22 protein-coding genes are annotated in these 19,481 nt (G+C 58.4%); 9 read left to right on the top strand and 13 right to left on the bottom strand.

The genetic code is table 11. The annotated features are described in order from the left end of the window. Window positions 1–5 precede the first annotated feature (5 nt). Window positions 6–872 carry a diaminopimelate epimerase gene (gene dapF / locus A1WC_RS11875; RefSeq protein ID WP_016161170.1) on the bottom strand — a complete coding sequence of 289 codons (867 nt, stop codon included), beginning with the start codon at window positions 870–872 and terminating at the stop codon, window positions 6–8. Between the two features lie 194 nt (window positions 873–1,066). Here dapF and A1WC_RS11870 point away from each other — a divergent pair, with 194 nt between their 5' ends. Beyond that, on the top strand, window positions 1,067–1,954 hold the full coding sequence (locus A1WC_RS11870; RefSeq protein WP_008804700.1) for a LysR family transcriptional regulator: 888 nt from the start codon (window positions 1,067–1,069) through the stop codon (window positions 1,952–1,954). 189 nt (window positions 1,955–2,143) lie between these two features. Further along, complete coding sequence (gene ansP, locus A1WC_RS11865; RefSeq protein WP_008804699.1) at window positions 2,144–3,598, top strand: L-asparagine permease; 1,455 nt, start codon at window positions 2,144–2,146, stop codon at window positions 3,596–3,598. A 50-nt stretch (window positions 3,599–3,648) separates the two neighbouring features. Here the strand turns inward: ansP and A1WC_RS11860 are convergent, their stop codons facing one another. Further along, window positions 3,649–3,870, bottom strand: coding sequence for a YgdI/YgdR family lipoprotein (locus tag A1WC_RS11860; protein ID WP_002906779.1), 222 nt, complete (start codon window positions 3,868–3,870; stop codon window positions 3,649–3,651). A gap of 156 nt (window positions 3,871–4,026) precedes the next feature. After that, on the bottom strand, window positions 4,027–5,088 hold the full coding sequence (locus tag A1WC_RS11855; RefSeq protein ID WP_008804698.1) for a YncE family protein: 1,062 nt from the start codon (window positions 5,086–5,088) through the stop codon (window positions 4,027–4,029). Window positions 5,089–5,347: 259 nt separating this feature from the next. Here A1WC_RS11855 and pqqU point away from each other — a divergent pair, with 259 nt between their 5' ends. After that, window positions 5,348–7,453, top strand: coding sequence for a TonB-dependent receptor PqqU (gene pqqU, locus A1WC_RS11850; protein WP_016161171.1), 2,106 nt, complete (start codon window positions 5,348–5,350; stop codon window positions 7,451–7,453). A 72-nt stretch (window positions 7,454–7,525) separates the two neighbouring features. On the opposite strand, the gene A1WC_RS11845 is transcribed toward pqqU, so the two are convergent. Beyond that, entirely contained in the window at window positions 7,526–7,825 is a 300-nt protein-coding gene (locus A1WC_RS11845) for a DUF406 domain-containing protein (RefSeq protein ID WP_016161172.1), read from the bottom strand. Between the two features lie 89 nt (window positions 7,826–7,914). After that, on the bottom strand, window positions 7,915–8,145 hold the full coding sequence (locus tag A1WC_RS26305; protein WP_071599449.1) for a hypothetical protein: 231 nt from the start codon (window positions 8,143–8,145) through the stop codon (window positions 7,915–7,917). Between A1WC_RS26305 and rihA the strand changes: the two genes are divergently transcribed. Next, window positions 8,107–9,042 (top strand): pyrimidine-specific ribonucleoside hydrolase RihA, encoded by a 936-nt coding sequence (gene rihA / locus A1WC_RS11840; protein ID WP_016161173.1) that lies wholly within the window; start codon window positions 8,107–8,109, stop codon window positions 9,040–9,042. The two genes, A1WC_RS26305 and rihA, sit on opposite strands and share 39 nt — an antisense overlap. A 62-nt stretch (window positions 9,043–9,104) precedes the next feature. Here rihA and A1WC_RS11835 read toward each other — a convergent pair whose 3' ends face one another. Together A1WC_RS11835 and A1WC_RS11830 are read right to left on the bottom strand one after the other, a co-directional pair. Continuing rightward, window positions 9,105–10,142 carry an NADP-dependent oxidoreductase gene (locus tag A1WC_RS11835; protein ID WP_016161174.1) on the bottom strand — a complete coding sequence of 346 codons (1,038 nt, stop codon included), beginning with the start codon at window positions 10,140–10,142 and terminating at the stop codon, window positions 9,105–9,107. 65 nt (window positions 10,143–10,207) lie between these two features. Further along, on the bottom strand, window positions 10,208–10,789 hold the full coding sequence (locus tag A1WC_RS11830; RefSeq protein WP_008804693.1) for a helix-turn-helix domain-containing protein: 582 nt from the start codon (window positions 10,787–10,789) through the stop codon (window positions 10,208–10,210). 162 nt (window positions 10,790–10,951) lie between these two features. On the opposite strand from A1WC_RS11830, the gene A1WC_RS11825 reads away from it, so the two are divergent. After that, a complete protein-coding gene (locus tag A1WC_RS11825; protein ID WP_012541564.1) occupies window positions 10,952–11,470 on the top strand; it encodes a GNAT family N-acetyltransferase in 519 nt (172 codons plus the stop codon). Continuing rightward, window positions 11,467–11,916 carry a DMT family transporter gene (locus A1WC_RS11820; RefSeq protein WP_008804691.1) on the top strand — a complete coding sequence of 150 codons (450 nt, stop codon included), beginning with the start codon at window positions 11,467–11,469 and terminating at the stop codon, window positions 11,914–11,916. The genes A1WC_RS11825 and A1WC_RS11820 overlap by 4 nt, the downstream gene beginning before the upstream one ends. Window positions 11,917–11,924: 8 nt before the next feature. Here the strand turns inward: A1WC_RS11820 and A1WC_RS11815 are convergent, their stop codons facing one another. Then, entirely contained in the window at window positions 11,925–12,158 is a 234-nt protein-coding gene (locus A1WC_RS11815) for a YdcY family protein (protein ID WP_008804690.1), read from the bottom strand. A 16-nt stretch (window positions 12,159–12,174) separates the two neighbouring features. Further along, window positions 12,175–13,773, bottom strand: coding sequence for an ABC transporter substrate-binding protein (locus A1WC_RS11810; protein ID WP_016161175.1), 1,599 nt, complete (start codon window positions 13,771–13,773; stop codon window positions 12,175–12,177). Window positions 13,774–14,042: 269 nt separating this feature from the next. Here A1WC_RS11810 and A1WC_RS11805 point away from each other — a divergent pair, with 269 nt between their 5' ends. Next, on the top strand, window positions 14,043–15,476 hold the full coding sequence (locus A1WC_RS11805; protein ID WP_012541562.1) for an aldehyde dehydrogenase: 1,434 nt from the start codon (window positions 14,043–14,045) through the stop codon (window positions 15,474–15,476). 12 nt (window positions 15,477–15,488) lie between these two features. Here the strand turns inward: A1WC_RS11805 and A1WC_RS11800 are convergent, their stop codons facing one another. Then, window positions 15,489–16,238 (bottom strand): alpha/beta fold hydrolase, encoded by a 750-nt coding sequence (locus A1WC_RS11800; protein ID WP_012968074.1) that lies wholly within the window; start codon window positions 16,236–16,238, stop codon window positions 15,489–15,491. An 87-nt stretch (window positions 16,239–16,325) separates the two neighbouring features. Beyond that, on the bottom strand, window positions 16,326–16,499 hold the full coding sequence (locus tag A1WC_RS26310; RefSeq protein ID WP_008804686.1) for a GhoT/OrtT family toxin: 174 nt from the start codon (window positions 16,497–16,499) through the stop codon (window positions 16,326–16,328). A gap of 195 nt (window positions 16,500–16,694) precedes the next feature. Between A1WC_RS26310 and yncL the strand changes: the two genes are divergently transcribed. Further along, window positions 16,695–16,787, top strand: coding sequence for a stress response membrane protein YncL (yncL, locus tag A1WC_RS26315; RefSeq protein WP_012968073.1), 93 nt, complete (start codon window positions 16,695–16,697; stop codon window positions 16,785–16,787). A 52-nt stretch (window positions 16,788–16,839) separates the two neighbouring features. Here the strand turns inward: yncL and A1WC_RS11795 are convergent, their stop codons facing one another. Next, on the bottom strand, window positions 16,840–17,091 hold the full coding sequence (locus A1WC_RS11795; RefSeq protein ID WP_016161176.1) for a hypothetical protein: 252 nt from the start codon (window positions 17,089–17,091) through the stop codon (window positions 16,840–16,842). A 492-nt stretch (window positions 17,092–17,583) separates the two neighbouring features. Here A1WC_RS11795 and A1WC_RS27220 point away from each other — a divergent pair, with 492 nt between their 5' ends. After that, a complete protein-coding gene (locus A1WC_RS27220; protein WP_004175940.1) occupies window positions 17,584–17,706 on the top strand; it encodes a small membrane protein in 123 nt (40 codons plus the stop codon). A 332-nt stretch (window positions 17,707–18,038) separates the two neighbouring features. Here the strand turns inward: A1WC_RS27220 and patD are convergent, their stop codons facing one another. Beyond that, window positions 18,039–19,466 carry an aminobutyraldehyde dehydrogenase gene (gene patD, locus A1WC_RS11790; protein ID WP_012541560.1) on the bottom strand — a complete coding sequence of 476 codons (1,428 nt, stop codon included), beginning with the start codon at window positions 19,464–19,466 and terminating at the stop codon, window positions 18,039–18,041. Window positions 19,467–19,481 lie beyond the last annotated feature (15 nt).

Below are 19,481 nucleotides of genomic sequence, written 5' to 3' on the forward strand. Positions count from 1 at the left end.
ACCTGTTATGCAGCGCCAGTGAAGATGGCGCTGCCGCCAACAAAGCAGTCTTTATCCAGCGTCAGGCTGGCGATTTTATGCACCGGGCCACGCATACGGACCTGAAAATCCGCGTCGAAGGTGATGTGCAGCTGACCACCAGGCATGTTGACATCCACCCGATCGTCCACCTTCCCTAACCGGCGCATCGCGCTGGCAGCCGCACAGCTGCTGCTCCCGGAGGCCATCGTGAACCCGGCGCCCCGCTCCCAGATACCAATCTTTAGCGTATGGCGATCGATAACTTCCACGAACTGGACATTGGTGCGTTTGGGGAACAAGGAATGGTTTTCGATTTGCGGCCCTAAACGATGAACCTGCGCCAGGTCGAGCTTATCGACGAGGACAACGCAGTGGGGATTGCCCATGGAGACCAGCACGACGGACAGGGTTTCTTCCGCCAGCGGCAACGGATAATTCACCGCCTCGGGCAAATTCACTAAGGCGGGTAACGCCGCCGGATTGAAATTCGCCCACCCCATGTCGACGCTAATCTGATGAACATCGCCATGCACAGTGCAATAAACGTCACCGCCCGCCGTGTGTACCAGAAAGGGCTCATGGCCGACGCGACCGATATCAAACAGATAGCGCGCATAGATCCGTAGCCCGTTACCGCTTTTCTCCGCCTCGGAGCCGTCCGGATTGATAATACGCAGCGTGGGATGGGTATGATCGCCGCTGTCGATCAGCAGACCATCCGATCCCACGCCATAGTGGCGATGGCACAGAATTTGAATATGCTCGTTGCTCAGCTGGTCAGCAACGGCGCGATGGCATACCAGGTAATCATTACCCAGCCCGTGATATTTATGAAAGTGTAAGGGTGTCATTGTGTGGGTTCGCCTGGCGCTGCAGTTTTTTGGACATCTTACATCACATTCACCGTCTTGATGAATTAAACCCTGCGTTGTTAACCGTCGTGATCATTCTGCTCCACTGCGTCCGGCTATCAGACTGGCGCCTCCCCTCCGTCGGGCTTACACTCTGCGTACCTGTGAGCGGTATTCATCAATCCGGAAAGATTATGCTAAAAGAGAACGTAAACGATCTGCTCTCCTTTATGGTGGTAGCGCGTGAGCGCAGCTTTACACGCGCAGCGGCCCAGCTCGGCGTGTCGCAGTCGGCGCTCAGCCATGCCATGCGCCATCTTGAAGCGCGTCTTGATGTGCGGCTGCTGACCCGCACCACCCGCAGCGTGGTACCAACCGAGGCGGGTGAGCGACTCATTCAGCGCCTCGGTCCGCATCTGGAGGAGATGGAGCGGGCGCTGACCGCGCTGCGCGATACGCGCGAACGCCCGGCGGGCAACCTGCGCATCACCGCCGGGGAGCATGCCACCAGCACCGTACTCTGGCCGGCGCTAAAGCCATTTATGCTGCAATATCCGGATATTAACATCGAAATCACTGTTGATAATGGCCTCACGGATATCGTGGATGGCCGGTTTGACGCCGGGGTGCGACTCGGCGAACAGGTAGCGAAAGAGATGATTGCCGTGCGCATTGCCCCGGATATGCGGATGGCGGTAGTGGGTTCGCCAGCCTATCTGCAGCAGGCCGGTACGCCGCAGACGCCCTGGGATCTTGCGCAGCATCGCTGCATCAATCTGCGCCTGCCGACACGAGGTGGACTTTACGCCTGGGAGTTTGCCCGCGACGGCCGGGATATCCAGGTCCGGGTGGAGGGGCAAGTGATCCTCAACAGCCTGCCGCAGCGCATCGATGCGGCGGAGGCGGGCCTCGGTCTGGCCTACGTTCCGGATGACTGCGTGGCGGAGGCCTTAGCCAGTGGCCGGCTGGTGCAAGTGCTGGCGGACTGGACCCCCACCTTCCCCGGCTACCATCTCTACTACCCCAGTCGACGCCAGCATACCAGCGCTTTCACTCTGTTGCTGGAAACTCTGCGACGCTGATCTCATTGATAAATCTGTCAAATGCTATCGGTAAATGTTTTAGGTGCGTAACTATTACGTTACGTGTAGGATTCAGCGCCATGTCTGAGCTTATCTCCTACGTCAGAATGATGAGAAAGCCAGCATAATGTGCCAGCCGTCATCCACTCCGGCTGCAAACATGGGCATTGACAGGAAACTGATACATCAATGAATACGAAACACGACACTGCAGCGGAGCACCATGCTGCGAAACGCCACTGGCTCAACTCACATGAAGCGGGTTATCACAAAGCGATGGGCAACCGTCAGGTACAGATGATCGCCATCGGCGGCGCTATCGGTACCGGTTTGTTCCTCGGCGCCGGGGCACGTTTACAAATGGCAGGGCCAGCGCTCGCCCTGGTCTATCTGGTCTGCGGCATCTTCTCCTTCTTTATTCTTCGCGCCCTCGGCGAACTGGTTCTCCACCGCCCCTCGAGCGGCAGCTTCGTCTCCTATGCCAGGGAATTCCTAGGTGAAAAGGCCGCTTACGTGGCCGGCTGGATGTACTTCGTTAACTGGGCCATGACCGGGATCGTCGATATCACCGCCGTGGCGCTGTATATGCACTACTGGGGCGCGTTTGGCGATGTGCCACAGTGGGTCTTCGCCCTCGGCGCGCTGGCGATCGTCGGTACCATGAACATGATCGGCGTAAAATGGTTCGCCGAGATGGAGTTCTGGTTCGCGCTGGTCAAAGTGCTGGCGATCGTTGCGTTCCTCGTGGTCGGCACCATTTTCCTCGGCTCTGGTAAGCCGCTGGACGGCAATGCCACCGGCTTCCATCTGATCACCGATAACGGCGGCTTCTTCCCTCACGGCCTTCTGCCGGCGCTGGTGCTGGTGCAGGGCGTGGTCTTTGCCTTCGCCTCCATTGAACTGGTGGGCACCGCGGCCGGCGAGTGTAAAGATCCGGAGTCGATGGTACCGAAGGCCATCAACAGCGTGATCTGGCGTATCGGCCTGTTCTACGTCGGTTCGGTGGTGCTGCTGGTGCTGCTCCTGCCGTGGACCGCCTACCAGGCAGGACAGAGCCCGTTCGTCACCTTCTTCTCCAAACTGGGCGTACCGTATATCGGCAGCGTAATGAACATCGTGGTGTTAACCGCCGCCCTCTCCAGCCTCAACTCCGGCCTCTACAGCACCGGACGTATCCTGCGCTCCATGTCGATGGGGGGCTCCGCGCCGAAGTTTATGTCGAAGATGAGCCGTCACCACGTCCCTTACGCCGGGATCCTGGCGACGCTGGCGGTGTATGTGGTGGGAGTGTTCCTCAACTATCTGGTGCCGTCGCAGGTGTTTGAGATCGTGCTGAACGTCGCGTCGCTGGGGATCATTGCTTCCTGGGGCTTTATCGTGGTGTGTCAGATGCGTCTGCGCAAAGCGATCAAGGAAGGAAAAGCGGCGAAGGTGAGCTTCAGAATGCCGGGGGCGCCATTCACCTCCTGGCTGACGCTGCTGTTCCTGTTCAGTGTGCTGGTGCTGATGGCCTTCGATTATCCGAACGGCACTTACACCATTGGCTCAATTCCACTGCTGGCGGTGCTGCTGGTAGCTGGCTGGTTTGGCGTGCGTAAACGCGTGCATGCGATCCACAGTACGGCGCCGACGCTCAGGAAGTAACTGGCAGGACTCCCGGTTTGCCCGCGACGGACAAACCGGGAGGTCAGGATTTAGTTATCCTCAACCAGCTGCGACACGTCGCTACTGTTAATTTCCCGCTTATTACCAGACTCATCGATATAGCTGGTCATCCCCGTTTCTTTATCCAGCTGCGGCTTGCCGTGGGTGACGATCGTCTGACCGCTTTTGGTGGTCATAACGTAGTTGGACGAACAGCCTGCCAGCAGCGCCAGCATCGCACCGGCGCAAATCACCATAAATGGCTTTTTCATTTTATCTCCACTGATTACCACTGCCCGCGCAAGGCGGGAAAGCGTTAAGTGTATAACCATCTGGTTTATCAGGCCAATACGCGTTTGTAACAGAGGGTGAGGTGCCGGGCGGCATGCGGGGCGCGACATTGACCGAACGTCGTCGCCCCGGGCATTTTACAGCGCGATGCGGATCACGTCGTCCGGCGCGGTGGCCTCTTTCTCACGGCTGGAAGCCTGTTTCACGCTGACGTACAGCGTTTTGCCGTCATCAGAGAGCGCCAGGCTGTTGGGGTGAGTCGGCGTTTTAAAGGTCTTCACGATCTTGTAGCGCTTACCGTCGATGACGCTGACTTCCCCGGCCTTACGGTGCGTCACATAGGCTTCATTACGCGTCGGGTTAAACAGCACCGCCAGCGATTCCGGCGCGGCGATTTTCTCCAGCACCTTACCATCGCGGGTATCGACCACCAGCACTTCCGGCTGCTTGCTGTCGGTAATAAAGGCGCGGTGACCGGCGGTATCAAGGCTCAGGTTTAAGTAGAAGTGCGCTTTGCCATCGTCCTGCAATTTCTTGCGCGACACAATGGTATTGCTCTCGCTGTCGATGGTCAGCAGTTCGCCGTCGGCATTGGTGGTATAGAGGCGTTTCGCCTGCGGATCGATCGCCAGACCCGTCGCCATTGCCCCGGTGCCGGTAATAGTGGTTTTCAGCTTCAGGGTCGCGCCATCTACCACCCAAATCACGCTCTCTTTGCCCAGACCGGTAATGTAGACCGTGTTGGTCTGCTCATTGACCGCCAGCTCGCGCGGTTGCAGTGGGCGTACGGTTTCACTGCGCTGACGCTCGTCCAGCACCAGACGCCCTTTCACGGCGCCGGTTTTGGCGTCAATGGCGGTGACGGTGCTGTCGACGGTATTGCCAAACCACAGCGTGCCGGTGGCATGGTTGATAGCAGCGCCGAACGGCTTCAGATCGTTGTGAATAATCTGCGTCACGTCCAGGGTGGTGGGGTCAAGACGATAAACAATACCGCCCTTGTCCAGTGAGCGACTCTGCGACGTGGCGACCCATAACGCGTTCTCCTGCTGGCTGTAGGCCATTTCGTAGGCCCCTTTTCCGACGGCCTTACGCAGCATCTCATCCGCAGCGTGGGCGCTAAAGCTACCTGCCAGCAGCAGAGAGGTGAATAACAGTGAATGGCGCAGACGCGGCGCGGCAAAATGACGTAGTGACATGACGACTCCCTTTGATAAACCAGTATGTGCTGACCCGACATCGCTTCCGGCGGTAAAGTCCTGGCTTTACCCTTATTTTTGAATGCGAATAGTAATCATTATTTATCTCAAAGTGGAGCGCTAATTGTTGTTGTTCGGTAAATTCATCAGCAAGAAGCACTATCCGTTAACCAACGGCGGTTAATAATTTTCAAATGTTTTACAAACGGGGTAACATATCTACATATGTTCCATTTGGTTCGTCTCCCGAGTACTATCGATGAAAATCCTGTCCGTGCGTCACGCCGCCCTGCCGGCGCTGCTGCTACCGCTGATTGCCGCGGCCCAGACCGCTGATGAACAAACCATGGTGGTGACCGCCGCGCCAACCACTGTTTCTGAACTGGATACCCCCGCCGCCGTCAGCGTGGTCAATGGGGATGAAATGCGCCAGGCCGCACCGCGCGTCAATCTCTCTGAATCACTGGGCGCCGTACCGGGCCTGCAGGTGCAGAACCGGCAAAACTATGCCCAGGATCTGCAACTGTCGATTCGCGGGTTTGGCTCTCGCTCCACCTATGGCGTGCGCGGGCTACGCATCTATGTCGATGGTATTCCGGCGACCATGCCAGACGGCCAGGGGCAGACCTCGAATATCGATATTGGCAGCGTCGACACCATTGAGGTGCTGCGCGGCCCCTTCTCTGCCCTGTACGGTAACTCGTCCGGCGGGGTGATCAACGTCACCAGCCAGACCGGCACCCAGCCGCCCACCGTGGAAGCCAGCAGCTACTATGGCAGCTTCGGTACCTGGCACTACGGGATGAAGGCCACTGGCGCCGTTGGCGACGGCAGCCATGCAGGCGATGTGGATTACACGGTCTCGACCAACCGCTTCACCACTCATGGCTATCGCGATCACAGCGGCGCACGCAAAAATCTGGCGAACGCCCGACTGGGGGTGCGCATCAACGATGTCAGTAAGCTGACGCTGCTGCTGAACAGCGTGGATATCAAAGCCAATGACGCCGGCGGCTTAACCGCCGACGAATGGCGCGATAACCCGCGCCAGTCGCCGCGCGGCGACCAGTATAATACCCGCAAGAATACCCGGCAGACCCAGGCCGGCCTGCGCTATGAGCGCCAGCTGAGCGCCCAGGACGATCTCAGCGTCATGATGTACGCCGGTGAACGTGAAACCACGCAGTTCCAGTCGATCCCGCGCACGCCGCAGCTGAAACCGAGCCATGCCGGCGGGGTGATCGATCTCACCCGTCACTACCAGGGAATCGATACCCGCCTGACCCATCGCGGAGAGCTGCTGGTGCCCGTCACCCTGACCGCCGGTCTCGATTACGAGAACATGAGCGAGCGCCGTAAAGGGTATGAAAACTTTGTGATGGTCAACGGCGCGCCGCAGTATGGCGAACAGGGTGCGCTGCGCCGTAACGAACGCAACCTGATGTGGAACATTGACCCCTACCTGCAGACCCAGTGGCAGTTAACGGACAAACTCTCGCTCGATGCCGGGGTTCGCTACAGCTCAGTATGGTTCGACTCGAATGACTACTACATCACCCCAGGCAATGGCGATGATAGCGGTGATGCCAGCTATCACAAGTGGCTGCCCGCAGGCTCGCTGAAGTATGCTCTGACCGACGCGTGGAACGTCTACCTCTCCGCTGGCCGCGGCTTCGAGACGCCGACCATTAACGAACTGTCATACCGCTCCGATAACCAGAGCGGCCTTAATTTCGGCCTGAAGCCCTCCACCAACGACACAGTGGAGATCGGCAGTAAGACGCGGCTCGGCAATGGGCTGCTCACCGCCGCCCTGTTCCAGACCAATACCGATAATGAGATCGTGGTCGACAGCAGCAGCGGCGGGCGCACCAGCTATAAAAACGCCGGCAAGACCCGTCGTCAGGGGATGGAGCTGGGGATGGATCAGCAGTTTGGCGAGAGCTGGCGTCTGAAGGCGGCCTGGACCTGGCTGGACGCGACCTATCGCACCAACGTCTGCGACGACGCCAGCTGCAACGGCAACCGCATTCCGGGGATCGCACGCAATATGGGCTACGCCTCCTTTGGCTATCAGCCGGAGCAGGGCTGGTACGCCGGCAGCGATATTCGCTACATGAGCGACATCATGGCGAATGACGAAAACACGGCTAAAGCGCCTTCCTGGACGGTGGTTGGCCTGACGACCGGCTATAAATGGAGCTACGGCAGGATGGACATGGATCTGTTCGGCCGCGTCGACAACCTTTTCGACCGGGAGTACGTCGGGTCCGTTATCGTTAATGAATCCAACGGGCGCTACTACGAGCCTGCTCCCGGACGCAACTACGGCATCGGCCTGAACCTCGCCTGGCGCTTCGAATAACACGCCCCTTCCCCGCCGGCGGTGATTGGCGGGGAAGGCTTAACGATGTGGCGTTTTCCCCACGGACGCGGGTTAAAGCAGATTTCGCAGGGATAACTCGAAAATGATCTTTTCCGCCTGGCAGGAGAAAGCGATGGCGAGATCGAGTTTAACCTCGTCGCCAACGGCGGCGATGGTGTAATCGACCTGCGGCGGTTCACTGGCCGGCGCCGCGGCGGCAGCACGTTCGCGCACGGCGGCTACGGTGGATTCCGCTTCCTCGCGGCTCGGGAACATTTTCTCCGCCCGGTAGACGCAGTCCTCGTTATCAATGATGGTACCGACATCAATGGCGCAGCCTTTGGTACTGCATTTATCTACTACATCTTTCATCGTAATAACCTCTTGAGTTTTCTTAAGGATAAGAATCCGCTCACCGAAAAGCAAACCATTAATATCCGTAAGGATTAGCAATTTTTCTATTATATCGCGCCGCGGCGGGCGCCAGCTTGCGCCATCGCAAGGTGAGGCAATATGACTGCCGACGATCGCCTGACGATACTCGATGCCATCGCAGCAATCGTGGCCTCCATCACACTATTCTGCACACCATCTCGTCTGCCTCGCCTCACAGCGTTAGTCTGGTCACAGAACAACGCCAACAAGGAGCTGCTATGGCACTGCCGATGATGATTGATTGCGATCCGGGACATGATGACGCGATCGCCCTGGTCCTCGCCCTCGCCTCGCCGGAGCTGGAGGTGAAAGCCGTCACCGCTTCCGCGGGCAACCAGACCCCGGAGAAGACCCTGCGCAACGTGCTGCGTATGCTGACGCTGCTGAACCGGCCGGATATCCCGGTGGCCGGCGGCGCGTGGAAGCCGTTGATGCGCGATCTGATCATCGCCGATAACGTGCACGGCGAGAGCGGACTGGATGGCCCGAGCCTGCCGGAACCAACCTTTGCCCCGCAAAACTGCACCGCCGTCGAGCTGATGGCCAGGGTGCTGCGGGAAAGCCAGGAGCCGGTGACTCTGGTGGCCACCGGGCCGCAGACTAACGTGGCGTTGCTGCTCGCCAGCCACCCGGAGCTGCACGCGAAAATCGCCCGCATCGTGATCATGGGGGGCGCAATGGGGCTGGGCAACTGGCAGCCGGCGGCGGAGTTTAATATTTTCGTTGATCCGCAGGCGGCGGAAATGGTCTTTCAGTCCGGGATCCCGGTGGTGATGGCGGGGCTGGATGTTACGCATCGGGCGCAAATCCTTCCCGCCGATATCGAGCGATTCCGCCAGATTGGCAATCCGGTGTCGACCATTGTCGCCGAGCTGCTCGACTTCTTTATGGCTTACCACAAGGATGAAAAGTGGGGCTTCGACGGCGCGCCGCTGCACGATCCCTGCACCATCGCCTGGCTCCTCAAGCCGGAGATCTTTACCACTATCGAACGCTGGGTCGGCGTGGAAACGGAAGGAAAATATACCCAGGGGATGACGGTGGTCGATTACTACCATCTGACCGGCAATCGGCCCAATACTACCCTGATGCTGGATGTCGACCGTGAAGCCTTTGTCGATCTGCTCGCCCAGCGGTTAACCTTTTACGCCTGACACGCCTCCCATGCCCCTTTTCCCTCACGGGAAAAGGGGCAGAGTAAGTCGGATCCGCCGGACTAGTCGTCCGCCGCGACGCGGATCACCACCTTACCGAAGTTCTCACCTTTTAACAGGCCGATCAGCGCCTGCGGCGCCTGATCCAGACCGTCGATCAGCTGTTCGCGATATTTAATTTTCCCCTCTTGCACCCAGCGCCCCATCTGCTGCTGGAATTCCGCGATCCGATGCCCGTAATCCTGGCCGATAATAAAGCCCTGCATCCGGATGCGCTTCTTGAGGATGGTCGCCATCAGCAGCGGCAGACGATCCGGTCCGTCCGGCAGACCGGTGGCGTTATAGCCGCTTACCAGCCCGCAGACCGGTACCCGCGCTGCGGTATTCAGCAGCGGCAGCACCGCGTCAAAAACCTTGCCGCCGACGTTTTCGTAGTAAACGTCAATGCCCTGCGGGCAGGCCTGGGCCAGCTGTTCGGCAAAATCATCCGCACGATGGTCAAGGCAGACATCAAAGCCTAACGTCTCAACCGCATACCGACACTTCTCCTCGCCGCCAGCGATGCCGACGGTGCGGCAGCCCTTAATTTTGCCGATCTGTCCGACCGTGGCGCCAACCGGCCCGGTCGCCGCAGCGACCACCAGCGTTTCGCCCGCCTTCGGCTGGCCGATGTCCAGCAATCCCATGTAGGCGGTGAAGCCCGGCATCCCCAGAACTCCCAGCGACCATGACGGGTGTTGCGGGTCGTCACCCAGCTTCACCAGTCCGTTGCCGTCGGAGAGTTCATAATCCTGCCAGCCGCTGTAGCCCAGCACCCAGTCGCCGGGTTGATAATCGGCATGATTTGAGCTGACCACGCGACTCACGGTCCCTCCCACCATCACCGCGCCAATGGCCACCGGTGGCGAATAAGAAGGCGCGTCGCTCATGCGCCCGCGCATATAGGGATCGAGCGATAAAAAAACGGTACGCAGCAGAACCTGCCCCGGCCCCGGCGTCGGCACCTCGCTCTCTTCCAGGCGGAAATTCTCTGCCGTCGGTTCACCATGGGGGCGGGAAGCCAGTACCCAGCGGCGATGGCGTTGCGGTTGATCTGTCATAGCAAACTCCTCTTGTTAGCAGACAGTACTGAGGCTAGCTGCTTTATGCGCAACGTGCTTTACCATTAAGAGCCGGATGGCGATTGATTAAGGCGAACCACCAGATAGACGCAGGTCTCCGCGGATTCATTGATAAAGCGACAATCGTTGGGCGGGCCAAGCTCCAGACAATCCCCCTTCTGCATCTCATGACGGGTAGTCCCTTCGACAAACACCAGCTCGCCCTGCTGCAGCCAGATCAGCTGGCGGGCGAGCGCATAGGAAGAGGCCGGCATGGGCACATCGCTGCCGGGCGGCAGCTCAATCTGCACCAGATCTATCGGCAGATCGCTGCGCGGCGAGACGTGGCGGCGGAGATAGTGGCTTTGCGGGTCGTGCCACACCGGCTGGCTGGCAAAGCGCAGCAGCTTACCCTCCTGCATTTCCGCCCGGGCGATCAGCGTCGACATACTGATGCCGAAGGCGCCGGAAAGACGGCCCAGCATCGAGGCCGTCGGGCTGCTTTCGCCGCGCTCGATTTTATGGATCATCGCCCGCGAGGCGCCAGCCCGTTCGGCGAGGTCGTTCAGCGACCAACCGCGGGACTCACGCTCGATGCGGATGCGCGCACTGATGCGCTGATTGAGGTTGTCTTCTATAGTATTCATAACGTAATACTATAGTGTGCACCCACCCATTACACAACTGCTCGTCGGGCCGCGTGCTTGCCGGGTCATCCGTAAAAATTATGCGGAAAACGGATGACAGCGCGATGTTCATTATTGTAATAATATCGTACTACTATAGTGTACAAAAAACTGAGGTTTGCTATGTCCATCCGCCCTGCCATTAAAGACGACTGTGCAGCGATCGCCGAAATCTATAACCACGCCGTCGTGCATACCGCCGCCATCTGGAATGATAAAACCGTGGATACCGACAACCGTATCGCGTGGTTTGAAGCCCGCCAGTTGGCCGGCTTTCCGGTGCTGGTGAACGAGGAAAACGGCGTCATCACCGGCTATTCCTCGTTTGGCGACTGGCGCGCGTTTGACGGTTTCCGCCACACCGTGGAGCATTCGGTGTACGTTCACCCCGATCATCAGGGGAAAGGGCTGGGTCGCAAACTGCTGGTTGCGCTGATCGCCGAAGCGCGTCGGCTGAATAAACATGTGATGGTCGCCGGTATTGAATCGCAGAACCACGCTTCGCTGCATCTGCATGAAACGCTGGGCTTTATCACCACCGGGCAGATGCCGCAGGTAGGAACCAAATTTGGTCGCTGGCTGGATCTCACCTTTATGCAGCTGCAGCTGGATGAGCGTCAGGACCCGGACGGCAAGGCATGAATGCGTCGCTCACCCTCGCCTGTCTGGTTGCCGCCGGCGTTGGTCTCGTGGTGCAGAATACCCTGATGGTGCGCATCACCCAGTCGGCGTCGACGATCCTTATCGCCATGCTGCTCAATTCGCTGGTGGGAATTGTTATTTTCGTGACGATGTTACTGCTGCGCCAGGGCGTCGCCGGCTTTCAGGAGCTGGCCCTGAGCGTGAAGTGGTGGACGCTGATCCCCGGCCTGCTGGGGTCCTTTTTCGTCTTCGCCAGCATCAGCGGCTATCAGACCGTGGGCGCGGCCACCACCATTGCGGTACTGGTCGCCAGCCAGCTGGTTGGCGGGTTGATCATGGATTTAGTTCGCGCCCACGGCGTGCCGGTGCGGGCGCTGATCGGGCCGGTATGCGGCGCGGTGATGCTGGTGGTGGGCGCCTGGCTGGTGGCCAGGCGCCAGTTCTGAGCGCATCTTCAGAGGATCGCGCCGCCTTTCGTCAACTGCTCGCGGCGCGCGTCCTGCTCTTCCTGATGCTGTCGCCCATGATGGGCGATGGCGGTGCGCAGGCGCTGCTGCTGGGTATAGCGTTCCTCACGACTGAGTTGTGGATCATCGCTCAGGGCGATCAGCAGCTCATTCATATGAGTGATAACGCCCTCGGCAAGGGTGTCATCGACTTTGACGATAACCTCATCCAGATGTGCCATCCGGTTCTCCTTTCGCTTAATTCAGCTTCGCTTTGGAAAAATCGCTCCCCATCATGCTCACGCGGTAGCCGCTGACGTTGCTACGGGTGGCATAGAAGGTCTTGCCGGTCGCCAGGGTGATCCACGGCGCCTGCTGGTAGAAGATCTCTTGCGCCTGTTCATAGAGTTTGGCACGCGCCTGCGGATCGCTCACCAGCAGCGCTTTCTTCACCAGCGCGTCATAGGACTTATCGCACCAGCGGGCGACATTGGAGCCGGTCTGGATATTATCACAGCTGAGCAGCGTGCCGGCAAAGTTGTCCGGGTCGCCGTTGTCCGACATCCAGCCAAACAATGCGCTGTCATCTTCTCCCTTGCGCATACCGGCAAGGTATTCTCCCCATTCATAGCTGACAATCTTCGCTTTGACGCCCACTTTAGCCCAGTCGTTTTGGATCATTTCGGCGATCCGCTTCGAGTTCGGGTTGTACGGACGCTGGACCGGCATCGACCACAGGGTTACTTCCGCTCCTTGCTCCAGACCCGCCTGCTTGAGCAGCGCTTTGGCTTTCTGCGGATCGTAATCATAGTCCGGGAGATCTTTCTTATACCCGAGCATCGTCGACGGGATCGGTGATTTCGCCACGCTGCCGGAATCGAGGAATACCGCCTTGACGATCGCCTGCTTGTCGGTGGCATAGTTTAATGCCTGGCGCACCAGCACATTATCAAACGGTTTTTTCTCCGTGTTGAACGCCAGATAGCCGACATTCAGCGCCTCAACCGCATGCAGCGCCAGATCTTTATTGCCCTTAATCACCGGGAACTGAACCGGCGAAGGCGCAGGAATAATCTGGCACTCGTTGGTCTGCAGTTTCGCCAGACGGGTCTCGACGTTCGGCGTAATGGAGAAGATCAGGTGCTTAGTCGGCACCTCGCCTTCCCAGTAGTGGGGATTGGCGATATAGCGGATTTGGGAATCCACTTTATACTGCTGCAGGGCATACGGCCCGGTACCGACAGGCCAGTTATCAACATTCTCCGGCGTCCCTTTCTTCAGCATCGCCTCGCCATACTCCGCCGACAGAATAGAGGCGAAGTCCATGCCCCAGTCGGCAAGAAACGCCGCGTTCGGCTCGTTAAGCACGAACTGGACGTGATAGTCATCGACCTTTTTCACCGACTTAATCAACTTATCGAGGCCCACGTCGTGGAAGTACTCATAGTTCCCCTGCGACACCTTGTGATAGGGATGCTGAGGATCCATCTGGCGCAGCACGGAAAACAGGACGTCGTCGGCGTTAAAATCGCGGGTTGGTTTGAAGAATTTGTTGCTGTTGAACTTCACCCCCTGACGCAGAGTAAAGGTCCAGGTTTTGCCATCCTCAGAGACGTGCCACTCGGTGGCCAGCGACGGGATCGGCGTGTTCTTCACCGGGTCAAAGGTGACCAGGCGGTTATACAGCACCTGCGAGCTGGCGACGAACGACGGGCCGGAGCTGGCGATTTGCGGATTAAAGGACTCCGGAGAGGCTTCTGAGCAGTAGACCAGTGTGTCATTGCCTGCGGCCCAGGCGGCGCCGGCCGGCAGCAGTGCGCTCAGCAGCAGCGCCAGCGTGGTTTTCCCTGTAGACATGGTTATAAGTCCTGATTATTGATTATAAGAACCGTAATATCAGCACAGGCGCCCGCCCCCGGCAAATAATCAATGGCTATCACCTTATGCAAATCACGCTGAAATCGCTGGTTTAATCGGCGTAGCGCTGTTTTTTACGCCAGCAAGTGTCGGGATGTTGTGAGCCACACATAATTCCTGCAAAAAAATGTGCGATAACCGCCCTGCTCACGCTCACTGTCAGTAGTGCCCGGTACACTGGGGGAACCGCAGAACAAGAGGTTTCCACCATGACAATCACCTGCAATCTGTACATTGACGGCCAGTGGCACGATGCCGAAGGCCGCCGCACCTTTACCCGACGCCACCCGGCCCACGACGACGTCGCCTCGGTGGCTGCGGCCGCCAGTCTCGCCGACGGCAAACGCTGCGTCGAAGCCGCGGCCAAAGCCTTCCCGCTGTGGCGTGATACCTCTCCGGCGGAACGACGCCGTTTACTGCTCGACGCGGCGGAACATATGCTGTTGCGGGAGGCTAAATTTATCGCCGCCATGGCGGCGGAGACCGGCGCGACCGCGCACTGGGCCGGCTTTAACGTTCATCTGGCGGCCGATATCCTGCGCGAAGCGGCGGCGCTGACCACCCAAATTGAAGGGCAAATTATTCCTTCCAACGTGCCGGGCAACCTGGCGATGGGCGTCCGCCAGGGGGCGGGGGTGGTACTGGGCATGGCGCCGTGGAACGCACCGCTGATTCTGGCTACCCGGGCGCTGGCAACGCCGCTGGCCTGCGGCAACGCAGTGATCCTCAAGGGCGCGGAGCTGTCGCCGGCCACTCAGGGACTGATTATCGACGCCCTTGACGCGGCGGGCTTCCCACCGGGGGTGGTGAACTATCTTACCTGTGCGCCTGAATATGCGCCGGCGCTGGTGGAATCGCTGATCGCCCACCCGGCGGTGCGGCGCGTTAACTTTACCGGATCCACGCCGGTGGGGCGGATTATCGCCCGCACCTGCGGGCAATATCTTAAACCGGCGGTGCTGGAGCTCGGCGGTAAAGCGCCGCTGCTGGTGCTGGACGATGCTGATATCGAGCAAGCGGCGGCGGGCGCGGTTTTTGGCGCCTTCGCGAATGCCGGCCAGATCTGCATGTCCACCGAGCGCATTATTGTCGACAACGCCGTAGCGGAGGTGTTTATCCCGCTGCTGGCCAGGCGCGCCGCCGCCCTGCCCGCCAGCCTGACGGGGCCGGTGGTTGATATGAACACCATCACCCGCTGCAACGCCTTAATCGACGATGCGTTAGCCAAAGGCGCTCGCCTGCTAACCGGTGGTAAAGCCAGCGATACCCACATGGCGCCGACCTTGCTGGACGGCGTGACCCGCGAGATGCGGCTGTGGAACGAAGAGTCCTTCGGCCCGGTAAAAGCGATTATTCGGGTTAAGAATGAAGAAGAGGCGCTGACGGTGGCCAACGACAGTGAATACGGTCTTTCCGCTGCGGTCTACAGCCGCGACAGCGCCAGAGCGTGGAACGTGGCGCAACGTCTGCAAACGGGCATTTGCCATATCAATGGCCCAACGGTGCATGATGAAGCGCAAATGCCGTTTGGCGGCTGCAAAGCCTCGGGCTATGGCCGCTTTGGGGGTCGGGCCGGCATCGCGGAATTCACCGAGCTGCGCTGGATAACACTCCAGACCCAGCCCCGCGAACTCCCTTTCTGAGCCGGTATTCTTTTAACCCTGGCTGGCGATGATCTGCGCCAGCCCTTGCGGATTCTCCCACGCCATCGAGTGCCCCCCGCGGGGCACAATCCCGACCGGGATCCCTTGCGCCTCAGCCAGGTCAATATCGGCATAAGGCAGGGAGAGCTCACCGACGATGAGCCTTTTTTGACAGTGCAGCTGGCAGAGCTGACTAAACCAGGGGGTATCGCTGCCACGCATCAGGCTGCTGGCGGCCCGCCAGACGGCCCAGGGCGCGCTGTTTTGCAAACAGCCAGCCCATGGCGAGCGCTCCTCAGCCAGCATTCTGGCATAGCCTTCGGCAATAAAGGCCGCCTCTGTCTGCGCCGCAATGCGCCTGCTGTACTCACCGCCGCCGGCAAACAGATTGGGTTCAGAGACCAGCAGCGTGGTCACGCGCTCGCCCAACAGCCTCGCCGCTTCGATGGCGATGCTTCCTCCCATGCTATGACCGAACAGCGCGAAGCGCTGCAGGCGCAGATGGTTAAGTAGCTGCTCCACGACTTGCGCCTGAATATGTATGTTGTAACTAAAGTCGTGCGGTTTATCGCTGTAGCCGAAGCCTGGCAGATCGATGAGTATTTTACGCCGTCCGTTCAGCGCAGGATCGCTGGCGACGCGGGGATAATCGTAGGATGACGCGCAGCCGAGACCGTGGATAAACACCACCGGGAGGCCATCTCCCGGAAGATCGAGCCAACGCAGCGTGGCGCCTGCGACGGAAGAAAAGAAACCGTTCACCTGTATGCCTCCATGATAAAATTACTGGTTTTTTATACAGTAACCTTACCCTTTCCGCCACCCTTTTCTGCCGTCCGGCATCTGGGGTTAAAACAGCGAGACGAGCAGCGCCATCGGGAAGCTGAACGGCCAGGTGGCGCCGATCAACAGGGCCGCCAGCAGGCGGATCACCCGGCTCTCTTTGGTCAAAAACCAGCTAATCACGGCGCATATCACGCCCATAATGGCGTAAAACACCAGCATTTTTTGATATAACGTCATTCTTACTCTTCCTTCCCTGAGGGGCGTTCCATGGTGGGATGATTATCTGCCATGACGTCGTGATTCAGAGATACCTGTATAACAAATTCTGAAACGGGCTGAATATTGAGAATAAAGCCTGATTCGTCTTAATCCGATAGCGCAACCGCAGGCGCCGTACTATACCTTTATGGACTTACTCATTAAGGTGGCGTTATGGATGTCTCCAGCAAAACCGTCATTCTGATTAATGTCTGCGCCGCGTGCGTACTTATCAGCCTGCTGTCCGTGAGATTTGGCTGGTTTTAATGATTTTACTCAGCAACGAAACCTAAAAAAGCAGCCCCCAGGGGCTGCTTTTTTACGCGCGAACACGGGCGATATTATAAAGGTTATAAGCGACAGGTGCTGCCTGGCCTGCCGCAATAACCTTATTAAGCTCCGGGTTATAGTGCGGCAGAAAATTCATCTGTTCGCTATCCCATTCGGCGGCAGCGCAGACGGCCTGCCCCACTCCCGCGCTCTCACAGCCCTGAATGCGTTTTGCCGGGGCGTTACCATAGCTCAGCGTCACAGCGCCGATAGCCAGCAGAATAAAAGCCAAAATTTTCACAACGACATCAACGTTAAAACCTAATATGCGCTAAATGATCGCATGAGCAGCGACGGAAAGTCAAACCCGGGAGCACCCGCAACCCGCCTGCAGCCCGCATTTTGGCCGGACTCACGGAATATTTAATATTCAGAACAAATATCATGCAATAACAGCAAATATTAAATCCTTATTTATAGTCGTGAAATAATTTCGGTTCAGGGCAATTCCATTGGTCTGATAAAGATAATATGTCCCCGTTCTCAGGGGGAAAAGATTGTCGCCGCATTCACCAAAAATGCGATATTCCGCGCAGGGCCTCCATCTTAATACGATAAAAGGCCGCTACAAGCCGTTGTTACATAACCCCTTCATTGTGGATCTCGCGGTTAATCGCCAAAAATAGCGCTAAATGACAACAAATATCATTTGCCTTCCATTCAGATAATACTTACATTCATAACTATTAGTAATGTTTTGGCGCCAGGGCGCTTTTTATATTTCGAGGTGGATATGTCCGGAATCATCACGCTGGTCATCGCGCTGATCCTGCTGGTCGCGGCGGTGTATAATCTTATTTCCTATATTCGTGACCGTCGTAGCGCCAGTTTACCGAGCAAAAAAACCAAGCGCTGAATGGCGGCCAGACGATGCGTTTCCTGATGGTCATTCGGTCTTCATCCCGCGATGCGGCGGGCATAAAAAAGCCCCTGCCAACAGGCAGAGGCCAGTATACGGTCGCGAACCGCGACGCTGTCGCCTCACCCGCCGGGCGCGACGCGCCCAGGGTGACTGGCGGACCCCATCCGGCGCTTATCTCCGGCACTCACATTGGCTTAGCTCTTGAAGGGGCATCAGAATAATCTCATATCCCCCTCGTAGAGTTTTGACAATTTTTGCCATTGTGACTATTAGCGAACTAACACAACCGTCGCGCAATCATCGCCAGCCACTAAAGGGTCAATGCTTTAGCCATGCTTAACCATGACATGGCGGACCACCGTGTAATCCTCAAGGCCATACATCGACATGTCCTTTCCGTAGCCCGACAGTTTCTGGCCGCCGTGCGGCATTTCGCTCACCAGCATAAAGTGGGTGTTGACCCAGGTGCAGCCATACTGCAGCCTGGCACTAAGCCGGTGGGCACGGCCTACATCTTTCGTCCATACTGAGGACGCCAGACCATACTGGGAATCATTCGCCCAGCTCAGGGCCTGCGCTTCATCGCTGAAAGGCGTCACACTGACCACCGGGCCAAACACTTCGCGCTGCACAATGGCGTCTTCCTGCCGGGCGCCGGCAAGCAGCGTCGGCTGGAAGTAATAGCCCGCGCCGTCAGCCCGGCGACCGCCGGTGACCACCTTAATATGCGGCAGTGCCTTTGCGGCTTCCACTGCGGCGCTAACCCTTTCAAGATGCGCCAGCGAGCTCAGCGGTCCCAGCTCGGTAGAGGCATCCTCTGGCGCGCCCATTTTCAGGCTGGCCACCGCCGCCCCAAGTTTCTCCACCAGTTGGTCGTAAATCCCCTGCTGAGCGTAGATCCGGCAGGCAGCCGTGCAGTCCTGGCCGGCGTTATAGAAACCGAAGGTTCGTACCCCATCGACTACCGCATCGATATCCGCGTCGTCAAACACAATCACCGGCGCCTTGCCGCCCAGCTCCATGTGGGTGCGTTTGATCGACGAGGCGGTATGGCTGATGATATGGGCCCCGGTGGCAATCGACCCGGTCAGCGACACCATTCGCACTTTGGCATGCGAGGTCAGCGGGTCGCCTACCGTTTTGCCGCGGCCAAACAGCACGTTGATCACCCCTTCGGGGAAGATATCTTTTGCCAGCTCCGCCAGCTTCAGCGCCGTCAGGGGGGTGATCTCCGAGGGTTTTATCACCACGCAATTGCCTGCCGCCAGCGCCGGGGCCAGCTTCCAGGCCGCCATCATCAGGGGATAATTCCAGGGGGCGATAGAGGCCACCACGCCCACCGGGTCGCGGCGGATCATTGAGGTATGCCCTTCGAGATACTCTCCGGCGGCCATTCCCGGCAGGCAGCGGGCGGCGCCGGCGAAGAAGCGGAAGACGTCCGCAATGGCCGGCATCTCATCGTTAATCACGCAGTGCAACGGCTTGCCACAGTTCAGCGACTCCAGCTGCGCCAGGGTCTCCGCCTGCGCCGCGATAGCGTCCGCCAGCTTCAGCAAGCATTCCGAGCGCGTTTTCGGCGTTGTCTGGCTCCAGGCATCGAACGCCCGATCCGCCGCCTCAACGGCGGCATCGACCTGGGCCGCTGTCGCTTCGGCAATCTCCAGGATCACATCGCCGGTCGCAGGGTTGTATACCGGCACCTTTTCGCCTTCACCTGCCACTAACTTACCGTTTATCAAAAGGTTGTGTTGCATAGCATTATCCTGTTT

Source organism: Klebsiella sp. KTE92 (genome assembly GCF_000398905.1).
Taxonomy (GTDB): domain Bacteria; phylum Pseudomonadota; class Gammaproteobacteria; order Enterobacterales; family Enterobacteriaceae; genus Klebsiella; species Klebsiella variicola.